This is a genomic window from Candidatus Thiodiazotropha sp. LNASS1 (assembly GCF_964212655.1).
In the GTDB taxonomy this organism is placed as follows: domain Bacteria; phylum Pseudomonadota; class Gammaproteobacteria; order Chromatiales; family Chromatiaceae; genus Thiodiazotropha.
Genome location: NZ_OZ156465.1, coordinates 3,578,905 through 3,597,721 on the forward strand (window position 1 = coordinate 3,578,905; position 18,817 = coordinate 3,597,721).

The window sequence follows — 18,817 nt, forward strand, 5'->3', positions numbered from 1 at the left end:
GTTTGTCTTCAATTTACACCTCCCCCGTGTCTAATGACGCTGGGTAGTCTGTCTATGAATCGATCTGCTTGTGTCAGTGGTCGGGATGAACCCTGTTGCCGTTGACGCTAACGGCCTTTAGTTCCTGGCCTCGATTTCGATTCCCTCCGCAATCTTGTCGCCAGGGTGCACAACCACGCGTTCACCGGTTGATAGTCCTGAAAGGACTTCAGCCTCCAAGCCGGTACGTTTCCCCAGTGTGACCCGGCGTTGTCTTGCTTTGCCTTCATGCTCCACGAATACCGCCCACTCATCGCCATTTCTGAACAAGGCGGTCAAGGGCAGTTTGAGCACACCGCTGCCGCGCCACAGGACAATGCGCACATCAACCTGATAGCCGTGGGCGATGCGCGACCACGCTTCCTTCGGAGAGGTGAAATCGATGATCACATTCACCCGCTGCTCTTCGATGCCCAGGGCCGAGACCTTGGTGAAACCGAAGGGTTCCACCCGGCGTACTTTACCCGCCAGATCGGTTTTACCCCCCCAGTTTTCTATGGTCACCTGTTGTCCGGGTTGAACCTTGACCGCATCTGAAGAGAGCAGATCAGCGACGATCTCCAGTTCGGTTGGATCACCTATCTCCACCAGTGGTTCACCGGCGTTAACCACCCCCTCGCTCTTGTGCAGGATCTTCAGGATTCGGCCATCCACGGGTGCCTTGATCGGTACACATTGGCAAGCCTCAGAGTTGTTCCGTGTCTCAACGGGGGAGATCAGTTGTGCCCGCGCCCTTTCCAGTTCCGCCTGGCGTGCCTGGCGGGTGGCGATGGCAGTTTCCAATGCCGCCTGGCGGGTCTGGTGGGTGCGCTCCGCCGCCTCCAGCTCCCGTTCCGAGATCACGGCTTCCTGGCGCAGGCTGCGTGCCCGTTTCAGTTCACTGAGGGCGAACGCGAGTTCAACCCTGGCTTCCTTCACTGTCGCTTCGGCAAGTATCAGGTTCGCTTCGGCCGCGCGGATATCGGCCCTGGCCTGGGCTTCGCTACGAGGATCGAGCAGGGTCGGGTCGATGGGCTCGATCTCCGCTATCAGGGTCTCTGACGCGACGACTTCATCGCCTACTTCCGCATCGATACGCATTGCCCTGCCGCTGATCGGGGCCGACAACACGAACACGTCCTCTACCCGGGTCTCACCCTCTTCATCCACGGTCACCACCAGTTCGCCGGGGCTCAGGGTGAGCAGATCCACCGGGATCGGTTTGGGGATGAAAGCCCATACCAGTGTGCCTATCAGGATCAGGCTCAGCAGGCTCCATAACAGTATGCGTTTCCAATATGCGTTCATGTCTCTCACTCACGTGTCTTAAGTACTGCAATCAGATCGAGATGGTCGAGCCTGCGTCTGACCACTGCTGCCGAAAAGGCGGTGGCGCCGAGGGTGACCAGGACCGCTGTTGCGTCGGTGGCGGCCTTGATGACAAGGGGAATGCGGTAGAGTTCGGAGTCCATGGCGCTGGTCATCACCCAACCCAGGCCGTGCCCCACGAAACAGCCCAAGGGCAGTCCGACAAGAATCAGCAATGCCGCCTCACCCAAAAGGATGTAGGAGATCTCGCCGCGATGGAATCCCAGCACTCTCAGCGTGGCCAGTTCACGCCCGCGTTCGGACAGGGCGATGCGGGTACTGTTGTAGACCACACCGAAACCCAGCGCACAGGCAAAGGCGGCGAAGAAGGTGATATAGATCATGATGGTTTCGGCCATGGTGTCGTTGAACTCTTTCACTGCCGCGTCCTTCAGCACCACTGCCGAGACCTTGGGGAGCGATTTCAGGCGTTGGTAGAGGGAAGAGAGCTGATGCTTGTCCACCAGCAGATTGACCGCTTCCAGGCTGGGCCGTTGATCCATCAAGCGGTTCAGGGCTTGAATATGCATATAGGCGGGAGTACCCATGTAGGTTTCAAACAGGTCCACTACTGGGATTTCCCGCTTGGGGCGACGATCCTGCAGAACCTCGACCCGGACAGTGTCGCCAATCCCCACGCCCAGTTTCGACGCCAGTCTGGTTGAAAAGATCAGGCCGTCCGGCGGCACTTGGAGTACCTCCCCGCCGGCATCGTAAACACGCTGCAGATGGGGGTTCGGCAATACACCCTCTATGGCGCCCCGATGGCTGCGATTGCCAACCAGGAAGTCGGCGCTTACGGCACGCATCGGCTCGGCAGCCAACACCCCGGGCATGCGTCGGAACTCGTCCAGGACGGTGTCCGATTGGGTCTCCACCAGACCTACTGTCATGCTCTGTCGCTGGGCATCGTGAAAGTAGACCTGGACGATCTTATCGATGGAATCGATCCACTGCAGCGCCATTATCATCACCGCCACCGACAGGGCGATACCCAAGCTGGTGAGCAAGGCCCGGATCGGTGATCGGAAAATCTGTCTCAGAATGATCCGGGTCGGCTGGTCCAACATGTGTCCGGCACGACTTTTGGAAAGTGCGGTCTTGCGGAACATCGGGGGTGCGGGCGGCAGCATCGCCTCGGCCGGAGGCAGGGTCGCGGCATAGCGCACCGAACCCAGACTGCCTGCCAGGGCAGCGATCAGGCTGACGATGGCACCAATGGCGAAAACACCTGCATCCGGGCGGAATATGAGCAACGGAAAGCGGAAAAACTCCGCGTAGAGCTCAGTGTTGACCCGCCCCAGCCAGGCGCCGAGGAGCCAACCCAGCAGGATCCCGACACTAGCCATCGCCATCGCCAGCTTGGTGTAGTGCCAGCCCACCTGCCAGTTGCTGTAACCAAAGGCCTTCATCAAACCGATCTCGCTGCGGTCGGTGGCGATGAGCCGGCTCAATACCATATTGCTGAGAAAGGCGGCCACGGTGAGGAAGATGATCGGCAGGATCGTCGACATGTTTTTCAACTGTTTGATTTCGTTCATCAGAAACCAGTTCGAGATCTGATCCTTGCGTGCAATCGCACCTTGGCTGCCGTAGCGCTCGAGCAGACGGTCGAGTCGTTCGATTACCTGCCCAGGATTGGTGTCGTGAAGCAGACCGAGACTCAAGTCGTTGAAGGCGCCGTCGAGGTCGTAGGCGGCAGCCATCGCCTCCTGGCCGAGCCAGATAATGCCGTAGCGCTTATCGTCGGGGGTCAGGGCCCCTGGCCCGATGGCGTAGATGAATTCCGGGGAAAGGGCGATACCGACCACCGTGAGGGTGCGTTGATTGCCGTTCATCAACGCCTGCAGTCGGTCCCCCGGTTGCAGGTCATGCGCCTCGGCGAAGGGTTCGCTAAGCACAGCTTCGTCGGGGTGACCCGCGGTGACCAGGCGCCCGCTGCGCAGTACCAGTCGATTCAGGCGGGGCTCACCCTGTTCGGGGATGGAGACCAGTTGACCGATCACCGGCTCTTCAAATCCCTCGATGGAGAGTGTGGCGAACTGCTTGATGCGTGCTTCAACCGAGCGCACACCGGGGATGGTACTGATGCGTTCGACCAGTCTGAGAGGGGCGCGTTTCACGTTGCTGAAGACTTCTGCAAAGCGTTGTCGCTCGTAATAGGCGTCTGCGGTGTCCTGCAGGGCCTGCTGGGCGGAGAGAGACATCACCAGTACCGCCACGCCAGAGGCGATTACCACAGCAATGGCCAGTACCTGACCGCGCAGTTTCCACAGGTTACGCAGCAGTTTCAGATTCAATGCGCGCATGATGTCACCAACTCAGCTCCCTTGCCGGCTGGCGGCTGGGATTGCTGACACTGTCGATGACCTGGCCGTCACCGAAGTGAAGCACCCGATCGGCCATGTTGCCGATAACGGTATTGTGGGTAATCACCGCCGTGGTCGTGCCCAATTCCCTGTTGACCCGCTCAATGGCCTCGAGCACAAGGATTCCGGTATAGCTGTCCAGGGCGCCGGTGGGTTCATCGCACAACAGGATATCGGGGCGCTTGGCGATGGCCCGGGCGATGGCCACCCGTTGCTGTTCGCCGCCGGAGAGCTGCGCCGGGAAGTGATCGAGCCTTTCACCCAGTCCGACCAGTGAAAGCGCCTCCGCAGGCGCCATGGGGTCGACGGCAATCTCGGTCACCAGGGCCACATTCTCGCGTGCCGTCAGGCTTGGTATGAGATTGTAGAACTGAAACACGAAGCCCACGTGATCACGCCGGTAACGGGTAAGCAGTGACTCATCCCCTGAAGTGACATCCAGATCGCGAAAGCTCACCTCTCCGCTGCTCGGGGTGTCGAGACCGCCCAGAATATTCAGCAGGGTCGATTTGCCGCTGCCGGAAGGGCCCAGCAATACCACCAGTTCACCCTCAAACAGGGATATATCCACCCCACGCAAGGCGTGTACGTCCACCGCGCCGGTGTGGTAGGTCTTGGTAAGAGACCGGCCCCGCAGGGTGATCGTCTGTTGCGTTGCTGGGTTCGGTGGGAACAAGTCTTTCATCACTCCTTGAAGCCAGAATGATCAACTCAGAGAGTGCAGGCGCCGCAAGTAAACCAACCAGATACAAAGCGGCTCACCTCTCCCTTCTAGAAGTATAACCGGCCATGGGGGAGATGAGTTGACTGACAACAAGCCAAGCTTCGAAAGTGTGCCGCGCAATTTATTTATCAGGTAAGCGGGCAATAGTGGTGAGTGAGTATGACAGAGCCCTTGGGGTGGTAATTACTTTTTTGTCGAAGGCCCGGCGGAGGTCGGCAGCAGGTTGATCTCGCCTTTCTCGTTAAAGGGAAGGGACAGCATGCTGTCCGGTGTGCTCAGGTTGCCGCTTATCTGATAATCGAAGGTCCCGTTCTGGCGTTCCTGAAGCGCGCCAAACTGTTTGATCAGACCGAACACTGTACTGCTTAACCTAACTTCGAGTATGGATTCGCTGAAACCCTGAACGGTGGTTTCCTGATTACTGACGCCGGAGGCGAACCGCTTGCCGTTCAGATCCAGGTCGAAACTCATGCCGTCGATATTCAACGCCTCTTTGGAGCGGTTTTGCAGGCGGATTTTGACCAGATAGCGCTGCTCCATGAGGGTCGACTCAAGTGGCTTCAAGTCGGCAATGGTTACCCTGATTCTCTCCTCCTGGGATTGCAAGGAGGTGCAACCGGAAAGGATCTGGAGAAGAAGTAACAGGACAGTGCAGGCGGTCAGCCTGGCAAATGCATGGGCTTCTATTCCGGGATACCGGTGGCGTCTCTGAATCATTCTGTTTCTTCCTTCGTTCATCACTGCGGACCCTGTTCCGTATGTTCAATCGGTGTTGGTTCTTGCGGCTCGGGTTTTCGCCAGGAACCGAACAGTAGTGTCAATAGCCCCAACAACAGCTCGTCCGCGAAAGGGATCAGATCGGGTATCAACAGATCGATGACAAACAGCGAAGCGGTCACCAGAAACAGCTGACGGAACTTCAGTCGGTCGGCATATTTCAACAGGGCTGCGATAATGGGTATTTGAGTCATCTGGTTTCGGATTCTCAGCCTGTTATGTGAAAACAGCACTCAGCAACAAGTTTGCGCTGCAAACCGCATCGATCTCCACTGTTAATGGTCTCCGAAGTGCAGGTGCCAGTCCAGTTCAGAGTGTGAAATATTATGACCTTGTCCGGTCATGCGGGTGGTCATTCCAGCCGTTCCACCGCCTTAAGGTGGGTAATTACTAATATGAGAAAGTAGGGTAACTACCCATAATAAACATGATTGCCATAGGGTAATGTTAATGCGAAGGAATTCTTAAGAATTAACATAAGTTGAAAAAAACTAAGAAATTTTAGCTCTACTGAGGCTGTTTCACGAATTTGAGTTCTCGGTAAAAACAAAAATTGGAGAATGGATGGGGTGACCGGTAGGTGTGCAGGCTCTTCTGCTAATGAATCGGGTTTTTAAGGGGTTCTTTTTGGATTTTGGTGTGCTCGCTCTTCAAGCTGGATGGGGCTTGACTCCGATATCTCAAGGGAAACCGGTTCATTGGCAGGTTTGTACGCCACGCTGGATATAACAACAACGCCAATCGTGTAGGCATGGTGCTAAGTACGGCCGGCTTCGTAGGCAGTCTGTCGCCCGCACGCAGTCACCACCTTCCGGGTAAGTCAAATATTTCACCACCCTTCACCATGATTACTTGGATGCATTATTGCGTGAGGTCGCTTTTCACGCGGCATCCAATGAAATGGGGTCGTTGACTGGTTATGGGAAAATCGGTGGCGCTAGCCGCTGTCGCGTTCGGAATGACCGCAAAGCAGTAACAAACGACTGAGTTAAATTTAGCTTTCACATTCTGGAGAAGCGTATGACTAATAGACTCACGATGTTGCATGGCTATGCAATGGGGATATTGATACTGATAGGGAGCCTGGTGCTTCCGCAACCGGCGGATGCTGTGCCCGCTTTCGCACGTCAGACAAGCATGCCCTGCACGGCCTGTCATTTTCAACACTTTCCAACGCTCAATTCGTTCGGTAGATCATTCAGGGCGGGTGGCTACACACTGACCGGTGGTCAGGGCATGATCGAGGGCGATGATATCTCCCTGCCGTTGATGTTGAACGCATCGGTGATAACCAAGCTGCGTTATGTAAAGAGCAACGGCAACACCAATGTCGGCAGCGACTATGGTGTTATCGAGTGGCCGGACGAAGCGGCTCTCCTGGTGGGGGGCAAGCTGGCCAAGGATGCCGGCTTTCTCATGGAGCTGGGATTGACCGATGCCAACTCTTTCCTCTCAACCAAAGTCCATTTCAACGTGGGTAAGGCGGGAGGTACCCAATTCAGTGTCATACCTTTCTCCACCGATGGCCTGGGATCGGCATACGGATTTGAGTTATTGAATACCGGCGCCCAGCGCTCACAGCGGCCGATCGAGGATCGTACAGGATTCAGTGCCGCCCAGGCGCTGGGTTTGGGCAGTGGTGAGGCTACCGGTATCGCGCTTGTTGCCTCGAGTCATAACTTTTTCATCAACTACACCCCATGGGTGCCGGGTTGGGAAGAGAATAACGTGGAGGTCAAGCCGTCCGGGCTGGCTCACTACCTGCGCGCTGCCTACACTCCGTTTATCGGATCCTGGGATACCGGGTTTGGCTTTCAGCTCTGGTCGGGAGATGCGGAAGTCGCCGATGGCGCAGGTGGCGAGACCCTGATTGCAACCGATGGCTGGGTCGTGGATGGCCAGATGCAGGGCAGTGTGGGTAGTATGCCATTGGGCATCTATGCCAGTTTCGGCAGTTGCTCCGCCGATGAGTCACATTTTCTGGAAGGCTGCACAAATACCGATGATGGTGAGGCGTTCGGTATTCTTGCTCAACTGGGTATCCTGCCCAACAAAGCCAATGTCTTCGCTGCCTATCGTGCTCTCGACGACGGTTCGGAAGAGGATTCTGAGTTCAATTCCACCACAGTCGGCTTAAACTATCTGTTCTCTCAAAATATTCGTTTTGAACTCTTCTATGTGAAAGAGAGTGGTGATGGTGTGGATGCACGCGACAATGATCGTGACAGCAAATGGTTGTTCCAGCTCTTTGCCGGCTATTAATGGACAGCATGCACACAAATCTAAAAACGAATCGACTTCTCAGTCGCCTCGGCTGCATGTGGATTGCAGTCAGAACCAAGTGAGGACTAACTCATGAACAGAATTGTTACTAGAATGGCTGGATTCGCAGCGTTGGTTAGCGCATTCGGATTGATTTCACTCCCTGCTTACGCGGGTGATACCTATCAGGGCTATACCCTTTATAATCAGTCTTGTTTTCTCTGTCATGGAACAGATGGCAAGGGCAATGGACCGTTGGCAAAAAAACTCGATGTGGCGCCTGACGACTTGACCGATGGAGATAACGGCGCGGCGGAAAAATCTGACCGAGAGCTGTTTGGTATGATACAGGGCACTATCAAGCACGGTTCTGGCGCCAGCGCCATGCCGCAGTGGGGGTTGGCCATGCCGGGTAATCAGATCAATTCCCTGGTCGCCTACATCCGTTTTCTACAGAGGTCCAAGCACCCCCTATTGGGTGATCCTGTTGTGGGGAAGAGTGTATATGACAATAATTGCGCCGCCTGTCACGGTCGCTCGGGTAAAGGGGACGGGCCGCTGGCAGCCGTGCTGAATCTGAAACCGAAGGACCATACCGACAGTGCTGAAATGAACAAGCACCCCAACTCCCACATGGTTGAGATCGTGACCAATGGAACACCGGGTAAATCGCTGATGCCCGGCTGGAAGGACATGCTCACAAAGGCGGAAATTGAAGGAGTGGTCGGTTATCTGCGTCTGTTATCAACCTACTAGATAACGAATAGAATGAACTGGGTAGGGCCGCTGCCAAAAGGCAGCGGCTTTTTTTTACCGCTTATAATGTGTCGAGAATATTTTTCCGGGCTTGTTGATACTCCTCTTCCGTAATCAAGCCCTCCCGCCTGAGATCATCAATGCGGATCAGGCGTTGTCTAACCGTATTATTCGCCGGTTGTTTGCCGGCTTCGATTTTTTCATTCTTTGGTGTATGCCGTGGAGTGGGACTCGGTTGAGTAACGGAATGAAGCTTTTGCTCCACCTCCATGTTTTTGGCTGCTGGTGGCCTGTCTTGTTGTGAAATAACTGAAGGAGCTATTGCCTTGGCTGGTTGGGAGGCCTGTTTGCTGGCGCTTGACTGGGTTCCGCTGCAGTTGAGTTCGATCGACAACCCGCTGTTGAATTCCTGGTAACGGATGCGTCTTCTAAGATCCTGGCAACCCGACTTTCTGATCAACAGTGTACCGTACATCGGCTCTTTTTTGGCATCATAACCCGCAGGGTAGATCTGCTGTTGCGGGATTGAGATTGGTGTTTCACCGATCGCTTTTCCCATCACGTAGACGGTGGCTCCACTGGGTTCAGTATCAACATTAAGCGGCATGTCACCCGAAACTCCGCCTATACCCGTACAAGCCTGGAGCAAAGGCAGGCAGGCTGTGATGCAGATCGCATCTTTTATCCCCGGTAATAGATAATTCCCCATTTTGTGCCCTCTTTAACAGGATTTTGTTCTGACCTGCAGGCACTATAAATCAAGCCATGACAAAAGACACGTTCATTAGGAGGGCTTGCCGATTCTTTGGGAAGTCCCGGTTCTGTCATGTCTGGCGGAGCGTTTCTGCGACACTGGAACCCTATAAAAAATACAGAGACTCCTTAACGTTTAATTAAGCGGTAACTACTGGTTCACATTTTTGTTTATCTGTTTTGGCTTTTAAGTTTTGGTTAAGAATGGGCTACTAATTTTAACACTAAAGAATACGACCGCCCTGTAAATCAGGAGAGGAACACTGCACTAAAGAGCCGTCACTCAGGGGGGGTAAAGCCTGGCAAGAGATGTGATGGCTGTTGCAAGTTGATGGATATATGCCGGAGCTGTTGGGGTTTTGTGGTCAGGGCAGCGTTGTGGCCCTTTTTAGATTTGTTAAGACTTGAAATGTTGCAAGTCATTTTATGAGTTTGTGTAACTCTGGAGGTTTTAAGATGAATTCAATTGTACAGTTTTTTGCTTCTTCTGTTATGGCGTTGTCGCTATTATATTTGCCTTTATCTGCATCAGCCGATGAAATGGTCAGGTCGACCAATGGGATGGCTGAGGTCTCCTCCGACAGCCTGACTGATACACTGGTTATCGTTGACAGGATCGTGGGTGTCGATGCTAAGGGCAATCATCATATCCTTTATGACGAGGAGGATGGACGTGTATATCGCTTGGATAATATCGAGCAGGCGATCCATGACATGAATGCCAAGGGCGTCGATACCAAGGGAACCTTCTGGTCTCTGCAAGCGGTGCTGAGTGACACTGTCTATTTAATGGGTAAGAACAATAATCCCTATCCAGCGCAGCGTGTCGAGACCGCCATCCCTGAAAGCCTGCCGTTGGCGGTGGAGAATCTGCGTATAACCAAAGACAGGGTTATCGCTATCTATACCACTAACTGCGATAACAACTCGATTTAACAATCAATCAATCCTCCCTGACAGATTTGCCAACAAGCGAATCTGTCAGCGCAGAGGATTTCTGTGTTTCTAGCAAATTGTCTGATTTTTTTAATTGTTTCTCTGAATGCAGAAGTGGATTGTTGCAAGTCTGACAATGGCGGGTGTCGGCTGATTGGTTGCTGATTGAGAATATGGGAGTGTCCGTTCACGCCAAAATCAATTGTCACAATCGCTTATCGCGATGAGAAAAGTAGCAGACATGTAATTTTGGTCGGGGGCATTACCATTGCAACAGATAAGCAGTGGAACCGGTATTCAGGGAGAAGGCACGGCTTGGCGAGAAAGAATGAGCAAAATCGGCAATGATATCATCGTTCTGCCTACTACTCCTTACGACGCCGAACCCCTAACCGTACCGATTTCCTGCCGAACTTATCGCTTACCGCATCCATGGTTTGGTACAGACGCTCCTGTTTGGGGTCGTAGTCAGTCGTTATCTCATCAAACAGGTCAGCCTGCTCCGCAGCCTTGGTGGCACCGCAATCCCAGCCACTGACACCCAGACCTACCAGTCGCACCGGTCGTCCGGCCCATTGTTCGGACTGATAGAGCTCCCATGCCTGTTGAAAGATCTCCTGGTCCGCCGATGTCGGCGTCGCCAGGGTCCGGCTTCGGGTATGGGTCTCGAATCCTTGAAAGCGTATTTTGACCGTCACAATACTCCCCCTGCGGCCCTCCTGGCGGGCGATGTAGCCCACCTCCTGTGCCGCCCAGTGCAGGGTATCGCGCACAATCTCCGGATCGGTGATGTCTTCATTGAAGGTGGTCTCTTTGGAGATTGATTTGCGCTCGCTATCGAGGTGAACTTTGTCCGAGGCGATGCCATGAGCCTGCTCATGGATTTTAGTGCCGGCCAGGCCGCCCAGGTGACGCCTCAATTCCAGCAGGGATAGTCGACGCACATCGGCCACCGTTCGCAGGCCGATACGTTGAAGAACCGGGGCGCTTTTCGCACCCAATCCACGCAGGACGGTCAGGGGTTGGGGATCGAGGAAGGCTTGTACTTGATCCGCCAGTACGATGGTGAGGCCATCAGGTTTCTGGTAGTCGGAGGCAAGCTTGGCGATCAGGCGATTGGGTCCGATACCAACCGATGCGGTCAATCCCACACACTCCAGAATAACCGACTTGGCGCGGCGTCCGATAACCTCGGGGGGGCCGGTCAGGCGCTGCATGCCGGAGATATCCAGGAAGGCCTCGTCCACTGAGACCTTCTCCACAGCCGGGGAGATACTCTCCAGGGCCTGCATGATCTGTCGCGAAACCTCTCCATAACGGGCCATGCTGGGACGCAGATAGACCGTCTCCGGCGGCAATCGACGGACGGCCTCGCTAATCGGCATGGCCGAGTGTACGCCATAGCGCCGGGCCTCATAGGAACAGGTAGCGACCACGCCGCGTTTGCCCGGTTTCGCACCCACGACCAGCGGGCGTCCCTGATACTCAGGGTGGTCTCGTTGCTCGATGGATGCAAAGAATGCATCCAGGTCGATATGCATTATCAGTCGTTGGGCCATATTTTGCAGTATATAAACACGATCTCCATGATCAATCCGAGCTCGTCCTTTTCCGTCATAGTGGGTAAGGAGACAAGTCTTTCTGCATATGATGCGCTTACCGCGCCGACCAGTGCATCCAGGATATCATCATCTGCGAGATCCTTTTTTCTCCAGCTATGGCGTGCTTCGCCTACGATCGTTTGGATGTGGGGAAGATGGCGTTTGAGAAGTGCAAACCGCTCCGATTGACCCGGTGGCTTCTTCTTATTGTGGGCCATTGGTCGGCCGTTATTGAGGGTACAAAAACAGACTTCCGGGTGCATCTCTCTCAATTTTCCGGGTTCGGGCAGTTCACGGATCAGCCGGTCCGCCTCAGCGATCTTTGCTACGATCCCCCAACTCTGTCGCGATAGTCTTCTCCCGGTCACCGAATGGTTGACGGCACTCCCCTCCTGGTAGCTCATACATTCGAGTACCTGACGACAGGGGACAGGGAAGACACTCGATGCCCTTGGACCCAGTAACCTTCTTGCATCACGATCACACTTTCGTTCTTCCTCACCAAACGATTTCAGACCAATCGGTATATCGATCAAGGTGAGATCCGAAGCAGTGATGGTGTTGCGTAGTGCCTGCAGGTGCTCGACCACGCCAAGCCTGAATCGTGCCGAGTCCAAGAGTTGAGCGAAAAACCAGCCTCGGCGACAACCGTCGATGCCGACGACGTTCATCGTTCTGTCCCTGGCGGATGGGCGAAGCGGCAATGCATATGATCAGTATAACCTGCCCTGATCCTACACTTTAAAATCGAATCTCTTGCGCAGCCGTTTTAACGCTATCACCGCGGCTATTGACAAAGGCCTGGTTGCGCCCGGCGTTCTTGGCCGCGTAAAGGGCCTTGTCGGCATGGCCGAGAAGGGTGTTGAGGTCGTCGCCGGGGTGATCGTCCACACAAGCAAGACCGATGCTCACTGTGACCCCGATGCCGACAGGGTTGAGCTTCTCCACTGCCATGCGAAGATCTTCGGCGCGGGCCGGTATTTCAGGACCATGGGCGATGACGACAAATTCCTCGCCGCCAAAACGGGCGGGTAAACCGTCATTGAAGCGGCGGTTCAGTAGTCTGCCCAGCGCCATCAGCACCTTGTCGCCCATCAGGTGGCCATTAGTATCGTTGATGCGCTTGAAGTGGTCCAGATCGATAATCAGTACCCAGCCGTTTTCGATACTGGAGAGAAATCGCTGGCCTTCGTCCACCAGATAGCGTCGATTGCGAGTGCCTGTGAGGGCGTCTGTGGTGGCAATCCTCTCCATGTCCACCGTTTGACGAAGCAGGGCGTCATACTGATATTTGACTAGCAACAATGAGCGTATCCGTGCCATGACAACCTCTTCCACCAGGGGTTTGATGACGAAGTCGTTGGCGCCGGCATTGAAGACCTCCACCTGGGTATGCGTCTCATCGTTGCCGGTGGTTACCAGTACCGGCAGTTCCTGCTGAGAGTAGTGCATGCGTACCCGCAGGAAATAGAGCAGATCGCCACCGGTCATTTCACCCTTCAGATGGAAGTCGGTGATTACCAGGTCAAAACCTTTTGCACGTTGAGTCCGGGCGCTTTCAAGCAGGGATTGAGCCTCTTCCACCGAGGTGACGTGCAGGACCTCCATGCCGTGCTGTTCCATTATCTGTCGGGTGACGGTGGCGGCAGTCATGCTGTCCTCGATGTATAGGATGCGACCACAGAGATCGGGGTTCCGTTCCATGAATGATTTGATGAACTGTCCGAAGGCCTTGAAGCCGAGAGCCTTGTCAAAATAATCGGTGACGCCTGCATTAAAACCTTCGTGCAGCAGACGCTGATCGGCATCAGAGGAGACCACGATGACGGGAGTATAGCGATTACGCTTACTGGAGCGGATGCTGCGGCAGAAATCCAAACCGTCCATGTCAGGAAGCAGTAAGGCGGTGGTTATCAATGAATAGCGGTCTTGTTCAATGAGTTCCAGTGCCTTGGTGGCGCTGGCACAGCTGGTGATAATGATCTCAGGCATGGCTATCTGCAGCCGCCGGGTAAGTACTTCGCGAGCGGCACTGGAGCTATCCACCAGCATGATACTGTTGCCCATACTTTTCTCACAATCCTATGATCGGATAGTTACATCATTTTCCTATACCAACCACGGGCGCTTGCAATAATTGTGCAGAATGCGCGGTTGGTAGCCGTCAGGGGAGCAGCGCATGCCTGCTCTGTCCTTGAGTAGAAGCCGTACTTAAATATTTCATTCAGTTTGGGTTAACCCGGCACCCCAGACTTGGAGGAGTGGTGAAGGACGCGGGAATTATAAAGCCGCAGCCCGCCAGCTCCAATCAGGATCCATCTCTTCATCCTATCCTTTGAAGAGTATGGGCAGATCCTGACCTCAGAAAGGATAAATGCCCTGTTTACCCAAGTCCAGTGATAGATCTCCGAATGTTCACTAATCCTCTAATGTACACTGTTCTCCTGCTGGAGCGGGTGCAAATTCACAATGAAATAAAAGTTAACTTCAAACATTATTTCTGCGACTACCCGGGATCGAGATATGCTTGGCGGCAGTTCAGCGAAGTCCATAGTTGATGGGAATGGTGAACTCCCATTGATCACGTTTAAACTCCTCGGGAAAGGGCAATCTGCCGCTGATCTTCTCAACCGCTCGACGAGCGGCCGTATCTAGCAATTTGCTGCCTGAACTCTCGACGATTCGCAAGGCCCCGATGACACCGTCCCGGCGGACGGTAAAACCCACCAACACCTCACCCTCCTGGCGCAGGCGCACGGCCCGACGGGGATAACCTTTGTTGTTTTCGATCGCCTTGCGCAGTGCGGCCTTGTACTCCTCCTCGAGGCGCCGGATCAGGCCCATATCGATGGCAGGTGCGACCGGTAGCGGTGTCTGCTTTAGCGGTTTAATGGGTTGTTCCACTGGCGGTGGTTTGGGCCTGGGCTTCGGTTCAGGCCTGGGCTTGGGTTTCGGTACTGGCTTGGGCGCCGGTATTGGCTTGGGCTTGGGCGGTGGCGGCTCGACCACTTCCGGCTCCGGTTCTGGCTCCACAACAGGCTCTGGTTCCTGGATAGGCTCCGGTTCAGGTTCAGGTTCCGGTTCAGGTTCCGGTTCAGGTTCCGGTTCGGGTGGAGGAGGGGGTGGCTGAAACATCTCAAGGCGCACTGCCAGCCGGGTTTCCGCGGCGCTATCGCTGGGTAGCTGGGCGACGCCGGTCAATACCAGTGCCAGCAGCCCCAAATGGATCATGGCGGAGATGAGGAATGCCGGTGTATGGGTGCTCATCGACTGCCGCGCGCAACGATAGAGAGCGTCTCCAGGTTATTCGCTTTGAGAAGATCAACGACTGTCACGAAACGTTCGAAGCGTACCGACTTGTCCACGTAGAGAACTACCGGAGTTTGTTCATAGAGTGTGCTCAGCTGTTCCCCAAGCGCATCCTTGTCTAGCGCAATCTGATTGAAGAAGATCTGCTCATTGGCGTCGATGGTAATCTCAACGCCCTCTATATCGCTGAGCGTTTCAGCGTGTTCAGCCTCGGGCAGATCGAGGGTGATCTTACCTTGATAGATGAAGGTCGCGGTGGTCAACACAATCGCCAGCAACACCAGCATGATGTCGATGAAAGGGATGACGTTGACAGTGTCGATGCGTTTCATGATCGTTGTAACCGCTTCCAACGTTCAGTGATGACGTCGACCTTACGCAGCAGGGCATTGTAGAAAAGGATCGCCGGAATCGCCACCACCAGTCCCATGGCGGTCGCCTTCAATGCCAGGGCCAGTCCGAGCATGATCGTCGCCGGTTCGATATCACCGCCCTGACCCAGGTCGTAGAAGGTGATCAATATCCCCAGTACCGTGCCGAGCAGGCCGATGTAAGGTGCATTGGCGCCGATGGAGGCAATGGTCGTCAGGTGCGCGGTAAGCGCTATATTGAGGGTGTCTGGGTGGTCATAGTCAGCGAGACTGATTCGGGCGAAGAAGAGGTAGCGTTCGATGACGAACCAGACCATGACGAAGCTCATCAGGCCGAGCAGCCCAAAGATAAAGATATCGAGATATTGTTTTACAAACTCCACAAAGCCTCCGACTGCAATCCCGGAAAAAAACAAGGGCCGAGATCATATTTGGATGATGCCTGATTGTAGACCCTGAGGTCCACTCACCCAAAACCGATCAGTCGGCCCATACCGAGGATATAAACCCTTTTTTCCTGAGTTACGATCCGTTCCCTTGCGAAGGTAGGGGCAGGTTATGAACTCCAAGAAACTCAATCTAACTGAAATATTCTTTATAACTCCCGGCACCTCCATAGGTGTTCGAAACAGGGCCTGTTAACACTCATCCAATCGACCCTAACTGCTTTCACTCAGTAGAACCTGTAACTGAGCCCCGCCCAGAATGCCCGTGGCGAGCCGGGTGAGAGGAAACGAGGATCTTCATAATCGTCACCCAGTACCTCGTCGGCTTCGCCATAGAGGCCGAAGGTTTCGTACTCGGTGTCGAACAGGTTATCCACCTTGGCGAACAATTTGAGATTGGCGGTAGCCACATATTCGCCGCGGATGTTGACCACACTGTAGCCGTCGATCTCCTCATCAAGATTGGCCTCGTCACCACGCAATACGATATCCGAGCTGTACTGGAGATCGGCGCCCAGTGAGAACTTGGATGTCATGCGATAGGTCAGGCCGGCCTTGAGCAGGTTCTCCGGCAGTCCGGGTAGACGGTCACCGGGTTGCACAGCGAGTTCACCATCTATCGCAAAGGGATTGTTGGGACTGGCGATGGTCAGGTTATCCTCGAACGTGGCTTTCAGGCGGGTGTAGCTCAGGAACCAGTCGAGCCGGTTGTCGACCAGGCTGCCATTCAGGCTGAGTTCAATCCCCTGACGTCGGGTTTCGCCTACATTGTCGAAGAATCCCTCATTGGTCAAGGCACCGGCGCTGATGAAAAGGATGTCATCCTCATTGACGGTCTGAAACAACCCGACATGCCACTCCAGCCCCGCCCGGGAGCCCCGGACACCGGCCTCCCAGGTTTTTGCCACGACTTGATCCAACGGCGGATCGGAGAGGAAAGCGTTGGGCAGGCGGCAGGGATCCTCGGGATCGGCACAGGTCAGCTCCATGGCCGTGGGGGCGCGGTTAGATTCACTGTAGCCGGCATACAGGTTGATTCCCTCTCTCAGGTCGTAGGCGAGGCCCACGGCCGGATTGAAGCGAGTGAAGCTGTGATCCCCGTTCAGGGCTGTGCCCAACTGGTCGCGCAGTTTGATCTCGGTCTTGTTCCAGCGGCCGGAGAGGGTCAGAGCGAGCTTTTCGTTATAGGACCATGTATCGGTAAAGTAAAATGAGAGATTCTTGGTTTCGGTCTCCACCTCGGTGAAACTCTCCTCGACGAAGATGCCGCTGCCGATCGCCTTACGGCTGTCGTCGAGGCTGCCGAGTTCCGTATCGGAGGAGAAGTCCACCTCGCTGCGGTCAGCCGCGATGCCCACGATCAATTGGTTTTCCCTGCCCCCCAGGGGTTGCAGAAAGGCTGTCTGCAGGCTCAAACCAAAGGTGTCCTGATCACTCTCGGAGCGGTTCACGGTACCACCCTCGACCTCATCGTCAGCTAGGATAGGATTGCCATCCTGATCGAAGACAAGCTCCTCCTCGTCTTCCTCCTCTTCACAGACGAAGCCTGCGTTTTCGCTCTCCTCGCACTCTTCGAAATCGGAATCGTCACCGTTGAGCGTGTCGATCTGACTGTTGCGATAGTAGACCGCACCCTCCAACACAACCTCGTCACCCAGAAAGCGTTGTCCCCCCAGGCGCAGCAGTGTCGCCTCCTGGTCGGTGATATCGGGACGGGTGAAGATCGTCTCCCGGTCCTCCTCCAGCAGGTCCGCCGGCAGTGCTCCGTTGCCTATCAGGTTGCTGTCGCTCAGGCTTAGGGTCAGGTCGAGGGATCCCGCTTCTCCCTGCCAGGCCAGGTTGCCGAAGAGCTGATTCGATTCCGAAGGGGAGTGGTCACGCCAGCCGTCCTCATCGAAGTAGTTGCCGGTGATGAAGTAACCCAGGTTGTCCTGTCTGCCGCCGATGCTGGCCTGGGCCGTATAACGGCCGAACGAGCCGCCGGTGATCTCAACCTCGGCGCCAGGGTGGGTGAAGCCATTCTTGGTGCGTACCGAGAGGGCGCCACCCAGGGTATTGAGCCCGAACAGGGGATTGGAGCCCGACATCAGGTTGACTCCCGCAATGGCGGACTCGGGAATCACCGACCAATTGACGGTATCGCCGAAGGGTTCATTGATGCGCACGCCATCCATATAGACCGACATGCCCTGGGGCAGTCCGATCAGGGGCGAGGCTACGAAGCCCCGATAGAGCAGATCCGATTGCAGGGGATTGTTCTGCGCCTCGTTTAAAAAGACGCTGCCGAATCGCTGGTTCAGAAACTCGGAGAGATCGAGGCTCTGCAGCTGCCGCAGATCATCGTCAGTGGCGATCTCGGTATGCATCGGCAGACGGGTGCGTTCGATCTCGACCCCGTGCAGCGGGGTGGTGCTGATTACATCGATCGACGGTAAGCGTTCGTCCGCCCACCCTGTCCCGGAGCCCGTCAGGACGAGGGAGGCGGTGAACAGCAACCTATTGTGGTTTGTCTGTCGAAGCGGAACGGCGTACATGGTCGTTTTCTCACTTTTTTGTTGACTGCTTTGAGAGAATTTATATGCCCTTCAGGCCTTGAGTTGAAGAGGAGCTTTTCTCGGGGTTTCGGGAAATTTTCCCGTACCAATTTTGAACAAATTTGAGCAGTGTCACATGTGACACCATTAAACATTGTCAACAAGTTCACGCATTGGATCTGTATTTGGACAAATGTGGGGTGCGGCTTGCCGCACCAAAACGCTAGCATGGACATGGTGCGAGCGTACTTAGGTTTACGGTGCGGCAAGCCGCACCCTTGTATCTCTTCTGATGAATTAACTAGTTCCCACGCTCCAGCGTGGGAACTCATACCGCGTTCTATTGTGTTCCTGGATCTATGCATTCCCACGCGGAGCGTGGGAACGAGCGTGTAACATCGTCAGTTTACGGTGCAGCAAGCCGCACCCTTGTATCTCTTCTGATGAATTGTTTAGCTAGCAATTCATCACACGGTGATAAGACCTGCACCGCACCCTGAGACCACGAGTCTGTTTTGTAGATACAGGCTATCACCGATTCTCTATAAACTGAATGGTATCGGAGTCCCTCCGGCATTACGGAGAGAGGCTGC

At 54.8% G+C, this 18,817-nt stretch carries 16 protein-coding genes; 3 read left to right on the forward strand and 13 right to left on the reverse strand.

The window, feature by feature from the left end:
- Positions 1-117 precede the first annotated feature (117 nt).
- The 5 genes from AB8516_RS15840 to AB8516_RS15860 all read right to left on the reverse strand — a co-directional run bounded on the left by AB8516_RS15840 (position 118) and on the right by AB8516_RS15860 (position 5,450).
- Positions 118-1,326, reverse strand: a complete 1,209-nt coding sequence (locus AB8516_RS15840; RefSeq protein ID WP_369162083.1) for an efflux RND transporter periplasmic adaptor subunit — start codon at positions 1,324-1,326, stop codon at positions 118-120.
- Positions 1,327-1,331: 5 nt separating this feature from the next.
- The gene (locus AB8516_RS15845; protein WP_369162085.1) at positions 1,332-3,695 is read right to left on the reverse strand and encodes an FtsX-like permease family protein; all 2,364 of its coding nucleotides are present in this window, start codon (positions 3,693-3,695) and stop codon (positions 1,332-1,334) included.
- Positions 3,696-3,699: 4 nt separating this feature from the next.
- On the reverse strand, positions 3,700-4,440 hold the full coding sequence (locus AB8516_RS15850; RefSeq protein ID WP_369162087.1) for an ABC transporter ATP-binding protein: 741 nt from the start codon (positions 4,438-4,440) through the stop codon (positions 3,700-3,702).
- A gap of 222 nt (positions 4,441-4,662) precedes the next feature.
- A complete protein-coding gene (locus AB8516_RS15855; RefSeq protein ID WP_369162089.1) occupies positions 4,663-5,196 on the reverse strand; it encodes an LEA type 2 family protein in 534 nt (177 codons plus the stop codon).
- Positions 5,197-5,216: 20 nt separating this feature from the next.
- Complete coding sequence (locus tag AB8516_RS15860; RefSeq protein ID WP_069121333.1) at positions 5,217-5,450, reverse strand: DUF6116 family protein; 234 nt, start codon at positions 5,448-5,450, stop codon at positions 5,217-5,219.
- An 826-nt stretch (positions 5,451-6,276) separates the two neighbouring features.
- Between AB8516_RS15860 and AB8516_RS15865 the strand changes: the two genes are divergently transcribed.
- The gene (locus AB8516_RS15865; protein WP_369162091.1) at positions 6,277-7,518 is read left to right on the forward strand and encodes a hypothetical protein; all 1,242 of its coding nucleotides are present in this window, start codon (positions 6,277-6,279) and stop codon (positions 7,516-7,518) included.
- Between the two features lie 114 nt (positions 7,519-7,632).
- Positions 7,633-8,274, forward strand: coding sequence for a c-type cytochrome (locus tag AB8516_RS15870; protein WP_369162093.1), 642 nt, complete (start codon positions 7,633-7,635; stop codon positions 8,272-8,274).
- A gap of 61 nt (positions 8,275-8,335) precedes the next feature.
- On the opposite strand, the gene AB8516_RS15875 is transcribed toward AB8516_RS15870, so the two are convergent.
- Complete coding sequence (locus tag AB8516_RS15875; RefSeq protein ID WP_369162095.1) at positions 8,336-8,881, reverse strand: PEGA domain-containing protein; 546 nt, start codon at positions 8,879-8,881, stop codon at positions 8,336-8,338.
- Between the two features lie 686 nt (positions 8,882-9,567).
- Here AB8516_RS15875 and AB8516_RS15880 point away from each other — a divergent pair.
- Complete coding sequence (locus AB8516_RS15880) at positions 9,568-9,963, forward strand: hypothetical protein (protein ID WP_369162097.1); 396 nt, start codon at positions 9,568-9,570, stop codon at positions 9,961-9,963.
- A 365-nt stretch (positions 9,964-10,328) separates the two neighbouring features.
- Here the strand turns inward: AB8516_RS15880 and dinB are convergent, their stop codons facing one another.
- From dinB to AB8516_RS15915, 7 genes are all read right to left on the reverse strand, one after another.
- Entirely contained in the window at positions 10,329-11,522 is a 1,194-nt protein-coding gene (gene dinB, locus AB8516_RS15885; protein WP_369162099.1) for a DNA polymerase IV, read from the reverse strand.
- Positions 11,507-12,235 carry a DUF429 domain-containing protein gene (locus tag AB8516_RS15890; protein ID WP_369162101.1) on the reverse strand — a complete coding sequence of 243 codons (729 nt, stop codon included), beginning with the start codon at positions 12,233-12,235 and terminating at the stop codon, positions 11,507-11,509. Before AB8516_RS15890 ends, dinB begins: the two co-directional genes overlap by 16 nt.
- A gap of 70 nt (positions 12,236-12,305) precedes the next feature.
- Entirely contained in the window at positions 12,306-13,631 is a 1,326-nt protein-coding gene (locus tag AB8516_RS15895) for a response regulator (RefSeq protein ID WP_369162103.1), read from the reverse strand.
- 471 nt (positions 13,632-14,102) lie between these two features.
- A complete protein-coding gene (locus tag AB8516_RS15900; protein ID WP_369162105.1) occupies positions 14,103-14,831 on the reverse strand; it encodes an energy transducer TonB in 729 nt (242 codons plus the stop codon).
- Positions 14,828-15,205 (reverse strand): TonB system transport protein ExbD, encoded by a 378-nt coding sequence (gene exbD / locus AB8516_RS15905; RefSeq protein ID WP_108294728.1) that lies wholly within the window; start codon positions 15,203-15,205, stop codon positions 14,828-14,830. Before exbD ends, AB8516_RS15900 begins: the two co-directional genes overlap by 4 nt.
- Positions 15,202-15,627, reverse strand: coding sequence for a TonB-system energizer ExbB (exbB, locus tag AB8516_RS15910; RefSeq protein WP_369162108.1), 426 nt, complete (start codon positions 15,625-15,627; stop codon positions 15,202-15,204). Before exbB ends, exbD begins: the two co-directional genes overlap by 4 nt.
- Positions 15,628-15,917: 290 nt before the next feature.
- A complete protein-coding gene (locus AB8516_RS15915; RefSeq protein ID WP_369162110.1) occupies positions 15,918-18,224 on the reverse strand; it encodes a TonB-dependent receptor in 2,307 nt (768 codons plus the stop codon).
- Positions 18,225-18,817: the final 593 nt, after the last annotated feature.

Bases quoted from the DNA above. Each gene is read 5' to 3' on its own strand.
- AB8516_RS15860 (WP_069121333.1), bottom strand. From the start codon at position 5,450: ATGACTCAAATACCCATTATCGCAGCCCTGTTGAAATATGCCGACCGA.
- AB8516_RS15880 (WP_369162097.1), top strand. From the start codon at position 9,568: ATGGTCAGGTCGACCAATGGGATGGCTGAGGTCTCCTCCGACAGCCTG.
- AB8516_RS15900 (WP_369162105.1), bottom strand. From the start codon at position 14,831: ATGAGCACCCATACACCGGCATTCCTCATCTCCGCCATGATCCATTTG.
- dinB (WP_369162099.1), bottom strand. From the start codon at position 11,522: ATGGCCCAACGACTGATAATGCATATCGACCTGGATGCATTCTTTGCA.
- AB8516_RS15840 (WP_369162083.1), bottom strand. From the start codon at position 1,326: ATGAACGCATATTGGAAACGCATACTGTTATGGAGCCTGCTGAGCCTG.
- AB8516_RS15875 (WP_369162095.1), bottom strand. From the start codon at position 8,881: ATGCCGCTTAATGTTGATACTGAACCCAGTGGAGCCACCGTCTACGTG.
- AB8516_RS15890 (WP_369162101.1), bottom strand. From the start codon at position 12,235: ATGAACGTCGTCGGCATCGACGGTTGTCGCCGAGGCTGGTTTTTCGCT.
- AB8516_RS15870 (WP_369162093.1), top strand. From the start codon at position 7,633: ATGGCTGGATTCGCAGCGTTGGTTAGCGCATTCGGATTGATTTCACTC.
- AB8516_RS15895 (WP_369162103.1), bottom strand. From the start codon at position 13,631: ATGGGCAACAGTATCATGCTGGTGGATAGCTCCAGTGCCGCTCGCGAA.
- AB8516_RS15850 (WP_369162087.1), bottom strand. From the start codon at position 4,440: ATGAAAGACTTGTTCCCACCGAACCCAGCAACGCAACAGACGATCACC.
- AB8516_RS15865 (WP_369162091.1), top strand. From the start codon at position 6,277: ATGACTAATAGACTCACGATGTTGCATGGCTATGCAATGGGGATATTG.
- exbD (WP_108294728.1), bottom strand. From the start codon at position 15,205: ATGAAACGCATCGACACTGTCAACGTCATCCCTTTCATCGACATCATG.
- AB8516_RS15855 (WP_369162089.1), bottom strand. From the start codon at position 5,196: ATGATTCAGAGACGCCACCGGTATCCCGGAATAGAAGCCCATGCATTT.
- AB8516_RS15915 (WP_369162110.1), bottom strand. From the start codon at position 18,224: ATGTACGCCGTTCCGCTTCGACAGACAAACCACAATAGGTTGCTGTTC.
- AB8516_RS15845 (WP_369162085.1), bottom strand. From the start codon at position 3,695: ATGCGCGCATTGAATCTGAAACTGCTGCGTAACCTGTGGAAACTGCGC.